The 6,345-nt window shown below is 67.0% G+C and carries 2 protein-coding genes; both read right to left on the bottom strand.

Annotated features, from left to right (window positions below):
* Positions 1-5,998, bottom strand: a 5,998-nt coding sequence (locus tag NP552_RS25760; protein ID WP_274097316.1) for a non-ribosomal peptide synthetase, incomplete at its 3' end; no start/stop codon positions are given.
* A gap of 14 nt (positions 5,999-6,012) precedes the next feature.
* Positions 6,013-6,345: phosphopantetheine-binding protein (locus tag NP552_RS25755; protein WP_274097315.1), on the bottom strand; the 333-nt coding region annotated here is incomplete at its 5' end.

Raw genomic sequence — 6,345 nt, 5'->3', positions numbered from 1 at the left:
CGGCCAGCACCTCGCGCTGCTCGGCCTGCTCCATCAGCGCCAATGTGCCCAGGGGCCGATCAGCCGCCGAGGGCATGGCCAGCAGCAGGTGGCCCAGCTGCGCGGCGATCTGCTCGATCGTGGCCGGTGCGAAGTGCGCCAGGTCGTAACTCATGTGCAACGACAGTTCGTCGCCAAGCCCCACGGCCAGGGTCAACGGGTAGTTGGTCTGTTCGTGCTGCTCCATCGCGCCGAAGCGCAGGCCCTCTGGCGCCGCCTGCTCCAGCACCTCGGCCACCGGGTAGTTCTCGAACACCAGGATATTGTCGAACAGCGCCTCACCGCCCTTGCCGGCCCAGCGCTGCACTTCGAACAGCGGTGTGTGCTCATGCTCGCGCAGGCTCAGGTTCTGTGCCTGGACCTGCTGCAGCCACTGGCCGACCGTCAGCTCCGGGCGCGGGCTGGCGACCACCGGCAAGGTGTTGATGAACAGCCCGATATGCTGCTCGACCCCCTTGAGTTCGGCTGGGCGCCCCGCCACCGTGGCGCCGAAGGCCACGCATGCTTGCCCGGTATAGCGTTGCAACAGCAACAGCCAGGCCGCCTGCAGCAGGGTATTGACGGTGACTTTCTGTTCACGGGCAAAGCGTTGCAGGCGCCCGGTGTCGGCGGCCTTCAGGGTCAGGTAGTGATTGGCATAGCCATCGCCGGCAGGCGTCGATACCCGAGCCAGGCGTGTCGGCTCCTGCAAGTCGCGCAACTGCTCGCCCCAGAAGGCTTCGCTGCGCTGACGGTCCTGACGCTGCAACCAGGCGATGTAGTCGCTGTAGTTGCCAACGGCGACCTGCGGTGCCTGCCCGCAATAGCGTTGCAGCACCTCGCCCAGCAACTGCGAATTGCTCCAGCCATCCATCAGGATGTGGTGGTGGGTATAGATCAGGTGGTAGCGCTGCGCCCCGCTCTGCACCAGGTGCAGGCGCAACAGCGGCGCGTGGCCCAGCTCGAAGCCGCGGCGACGCTCGTTGCCAGCCAGCGCGGCCACCGCCTGTGCCAGGTCGTCGCGCTCACGCCAGTCGTGCACCTCGAAACTCAGCGTGGCCTGGCGCAGCACCGCCTGCAACGGCTGCAGCAGCGGCGGCTGCCAGAGAAATGCGGTACGCAGGATGTCGTGCGCGTCCACCGCATCCTGCCAGGCGCGTGCAAAGCGCACGGGGTCGAGCCCGTCGATCTCCAGGCTCATCTGCGTGATGTAGTCGGCACTGTCCTGCTGGTACAGGCTGTGGAACAGCATGCCTTGCTGCATCGGCGACAGCGGGTAGAGGTCCTTGAGGGTAGGCGCGGCAATCGGCAAGGCATCCAGCTGGGCCTGCTCGAGTCCCGCCAGCGGGAAGTCCGACGGCGTCACGCCACCGGCCTCGGGGCTGCAGCAATGCGCGATCAGCAGGCCCAGTTCGTGGCCATAAGCATCGGCCAGGCGCTGCACGCTGGCGGTATCGAACATGGCGCGGCTGAAGGTCCAGTTCAGTTCCAGCTCGCCCTTGTAGACCTGGCCATTGATGCTCAGCCAGTTGTCCAGCGGCGCCTCGGCGCTTTGCGGGTTGCCGGCCGCATCGCCGCAGGGCGTGAACAACGCGGTGGCGTCGGCGAAGCTGGCATCGAACTGGCCCAGGTAGTTGAAGGTGATGCGCGGCGTCGGCAGCTCGCCCAGCGCACGGCGCGCCGCCTCGTCGCCCAGGTAGCGCAGGGCGCCGAAGCCGATGCCCTTGTCGGGGATGGCGCGCAGCTGCTGCTTGATTGCCTTGATCGAGTCACCCAGGCCTGCGGCCGGGGTCAGCTTGAGCGGGAACACGCTGGTGAACCAGCCCACGGTGCGGGTCAGGTCCTGGTCCTCGAACAGCTCCTCGCGGCCATGCCCTTCCAGTTGCAGCGCCACTGCCGGGGCCTGCGTCCAGCGGGTCAGCACCCGGGCCAGCGCGGTCAGCAGCAGGTCGTTGACCTGGGTGCGGTAGGCGGCGGGCGCTTGCTGCAGCAACTGACGGGTCTGCGCCAGGTCCAGGCGCGTACTGACACTGGCAGCCTGGCGGTTGCTCAGGTCGCCTTGCGGGTGCTCGCACGGTAACGCCAGCGCCACCCCCTGCAACTGGTGCTGCCAGTAATCCAGCTGGGCCTGCACCGCTTCACTGCGCGCATGCTGCTGGAGCCACTGCGCCCAGCGTCTGATCGATGTGGTCCTGGGCGGCAGCTGCACGGCCTGCCCGTCACGCAAGGCGGCGTAGGCCTGTTGCAGGTCCTCGAACAGGATGCGCCACGATACGCCGTCCACCGCCAGGTGATGGATAACCAGCAGCAGGCGCTGCTCGCCCTGCGCCAGGTCGACCAGCAGGCCGCGCAACAGCGGGCCATGCTGCAGGTCCAGGCTGGCCTGCGCGGCCTCGCCCAAACTGTCGAGCTCGTGCAGCGACGCCGCCTCGCGATGCCACAGCAGCGCCGTGCCCGGCTCGGCGACGGCGTGGGCGTGCCAGCCGTCGGCCCGCTGCTCGAAGCGCAGGCGCAGCGCATCGTGATGCGCGACCACCGCCTGCAAGGCACGCTCGAGCAGCGACTCGTCGAGTGCCTGCGACGGCTTGAGCAGCACCGATTGGTTCCAGTGGTGACGCTGCACCTGCACACTGTCGAAGAACAGCTGCTGCATCGGCAGCAGCGGTGTCGGGCCGACCAGTGCTACCTGTTCCGGCGCGGTGCCGGCGGTGCCGACCTGCGCCACCGTGGCCAGGCTTTGCACGGTCTGGTGCTGGAACAGATCCTTGGGGCTGATACGGATGCCCGCCTGACGTGCACGGCTGACCACCTGGATCGAGATGATCGAATCCCCACCAAGCTCGAAGAAGTTATCGGTCAGGCCTACCTGCTCGAGCTTGAGCACGTCCTGCCAGATGCTCGCCAGGCGCTGTTCCAGATCGCTCTGAGGGGCCACGTAGACGCTCTGCAACAAGCTGGCATCGGGTTGCGGCAGGGCCTTGCGATCGAGTTTGCCGTTGCTGGTCAACGGCAACTGCTCGAGGAACAGCAGGTGCGCCGGCACCATGTGCTCGGGCAGGTCCTCGCGCAGCTGCGCCTTCAGCGCCTCGCGCAGTTCGCCCGGGTCGATACCCGGCGTGCGCGGTACCACGTAGCCGACCAGTTGCGCGCCACTGGCCCCCGCCTGGGCCAGCACCACGGCCTGGCGCACCTGCGACAGTGCCTGCAGCCTGGCCTCGATCTCGCCCAGCTCGATACGGAAGCCACGGATCTTGACCTGATGGTCGATGCGCCCGATGTACTCGATCACCCCGTCGGCGCGATAGCGGGCCAGGTCGCCGGTGCGATACAGGCGCTCGCCCGCAGCGCCGAACGGGTCGGGGACAAAGCGCGTGGCCGTCAGGTCGCCGCGATTGAGGTAACCACGCGCCAGACCCGCCTGGCCGATGTACAACTCACCGATGCAGCCCCTGGCCACCGGGTTGAGCGCGCGGTCGAGTAGGTACCAGGACAGGTCCGGGATCGCCTCGCCGATCGGGCTGCCGGCCTCCCCCGCCAGGTCTGCCAGGCGCAGCGGACGGTAGCTCACATGTACCGTGGTTTCGGTGATGCCGTACATGTTGGTCAATTGCGGCTGCCGGTCGCCAAAGCGCTCGAACCACGGGCGCAGGCTCTTCACCTCCAGCGCCTCGCCACCGAACACCACGTGGCGCAAGGCGTTGCGTGCGCCGGCATGCTCGGGCGCACAGGCCACCTGCATCAACTGACTGAAGGCCGAAGGGGTCTGGTTGAGTACCGTGACACCCTCCTTGAGCAGCAAGGCATGAAAGTCCTCCGGCGAGCGGCTGACATCATGTGGCACCACCACCAGGCGCCCGCCATACAGCAACGCGCCGAAGATCTCCCACACCGAGAAGTCGAAGGCGTAGGAATGGAACAGGCTCCACACATCGTCCGGGCCGAACGCGAACCAGTGCTCGGTGGCGGCGAACAGGCGCAGCACGTTGTGATGGGCAAGCAAGGTGCCCTTGGGCTTGCCGGTGGAGCCCGAGGTATAGATCACGTAGGCCAGGTTGGCCGGGGTCAGCACCACCTGTGGATTGTGCGGGCTGTAGCCGCTTGTATCGTCGCTCAGCAACAGGCACTGCACACCGCCGTCAAGCGGCAACTGCGCCAGCAGCGATGGCTGGGTCAGCAGCAGACCGATGCCGCTGTCCTCGATCATGTAGGCCAGGCGTTCGCTCGGGTAGGCCGGGTCCAGCGGCACATAGGCACCGCCGGCCTTGAGGATGGCCAGCAGCCCCACCAGCATCTCCAGGCTGCGCTCGACCGCCAGGCCGACCCGCACATCGGCGCCCACGCCCTGTTCGATCAGGCGGTGGGCCAGACGGTTGGCACGCTCGTTGAGTTCGCCATAGCTGAGCCGGGCCTCGCCGCAGCACAGCGCAATCGCCTGCGGCGTCCGCTCGACCTGGGCCTCGATCATCTGGTGCAGGCACTGTGTGACTGGGAACGCACGGGGCTGGCCATTCCACTGGCGCAGGGTTGCCTGCTGCTCGGCCGGGCCCAGCAGGGGCAACTCGTCGATGCGCCCGGCCGGGTTGGCGAGGATCGCCTGCAACAGGTTCAGCCAGTGCCGGCCCATGCGCGCGGCGGTGCTTGCCTCGAACAGGTCGGTGGCGTAGGTCAGCGCTGCCGCCAGGCCTTCAGGGTTGTCGTAGGTGTTGAGGGTCAGGTCGAACTGCGCGGTGGGGTTGTCCCAGTGCAGCGGCGCCAGGGTCAGGCCCGGCAGTTGCGCCGCCGGGTTGCCCTGGGCCTCGCCCTGGTGGTTGTACATCACCTGGAACAGCGCGTTATGGCTCAGGTTGCGCTGCGGCTGCAACGCGTCCACCAGTTGCTCGAAGGGCAGGTCCTGGTGGTCCTGCGCAGCCAGCACGCACTGGCGTACCTGCTGCAACAGCGCGCGAAACGTCAGGGGCGCATCGAACTGCGCCTTGAGGATCTGCGTATTGACGAAGAACCCGATCAGGCCTTCGGTCTCGACCCGGTTGCGGTTGGCCACCGGCACGCCCACGCGAATGTCGGGCTGGCCGCTGTAGCGGTGCAGCAGGGTCTGGAACGAAGCCAGCAGCAGCATGAACAGGGTCACGCCCTCGGCCTGGGCCAGGCGCTTGAGCCCTGCACCCAGTTCGACGGGCACCTCGATACCCAGTTGCGCGCCCCTGAAGCTCTGCTCGGCCGGGCGTGTGCGGTCCAGGGGAAGCTCCAGGACCGGCTGCTCCCCCCCCAGTTGCGTGGTCCAGTAGGCCAGTTGGCGGTCACGTTCGCCGGCCTCCATCCATTGGCGCTGCCACAGGGCGTAGTCGGCATACTGGATCTTCAGGGCGGGCAGCTCCAGGGTCCGGCCCTGGCTATGGGCGGCATACAGGCGCATCAGTTCGTCGACCATGATCTGCATCGACCAGCCGTCGGAAACGATATGGTGCTGCACGATCACCAGCACATGCTGCGTCACACTCACCTGCAGCAGCGTGGCACGCACCAGCGGGCCCTGCTGCAGGTCGAACAGGCTGCGCGTCTGCGCCTCGACGAAGGCCTTGATCGCCGCCGCGTCGGCATTGGCCAGGGTCGCCCGGCCAAGGCTGAACGGCACGTGCTCGGCAATCTGCTGCAGGGTCTGCTCGGCGTGCTGGACAAAGGTGGTGCGCAGCGCTTCATGACGCTCCAGCAGCGCTGCAAAGCTGCGCTCCAGGGCCTCGACGTTCAGATCGCCGTCCAGCGACAGCGCGCTGGACAGGTGATAGGCCGCGCTACCGGGGTCCAGCTGCCAGAGGAACCACTGGCGTTCCTGGGCGTACGACAGCAACAGCGGCTCTTCGGGTTTTCGCTTGAATACCGGGGCAATGCCAAAAAGGTTGATGCCCTTCTGTTTGAGCATTATCGCCAAGGCCTTGCGCTCCCTTGGTGACAGCTCGCCCACCGCCCCGATCAATTCTTGCACGCCACTACTCCTGGTTATGAAATCAGCTTCTCGAGCTCTTCAGCTGATAAACGTTTGAGGGCAGCCAAAGATTTAGCCAATTCGTCCTCCACCGGCTGGGTGTCGACCTGCAAGGCTTGCACGCTGGCGCTGAACGCCAGCAGATCCTCGGCAATGAACAGGTCCTTGAGCGGTACCTCCAGTCCCAGCTGCTCGCGCAGGCGCACGATCACCTGGGTGGCCAGCAGCGAGTGCCCCCCGAGCTCGAAGAAGCTGTCGGCAAGGCCGACCTGCGCGCAGCCCAGCACCTGCTGCCAGGTGGCGGCGATGCGCTGCTGCAGCTCGGTCTGCGGCGCCAGATACTCACG

This window comes from Pseudomonas sp. 8209, from assembly GCF_028682105.1.
Classification (GTDB): Bacteria; Pseudomonadota; Gammaproteobacteria; order Pseudomonadales; family Pseudomonadaceae; genus Aquipseudomonas; species Aquipseudomonas palmensis.
The sequence above is the reverse complement of the archived record's forward strand: the minus strand, read 5'-3'. Positions and strand labels throughout refer to the sequence as shown.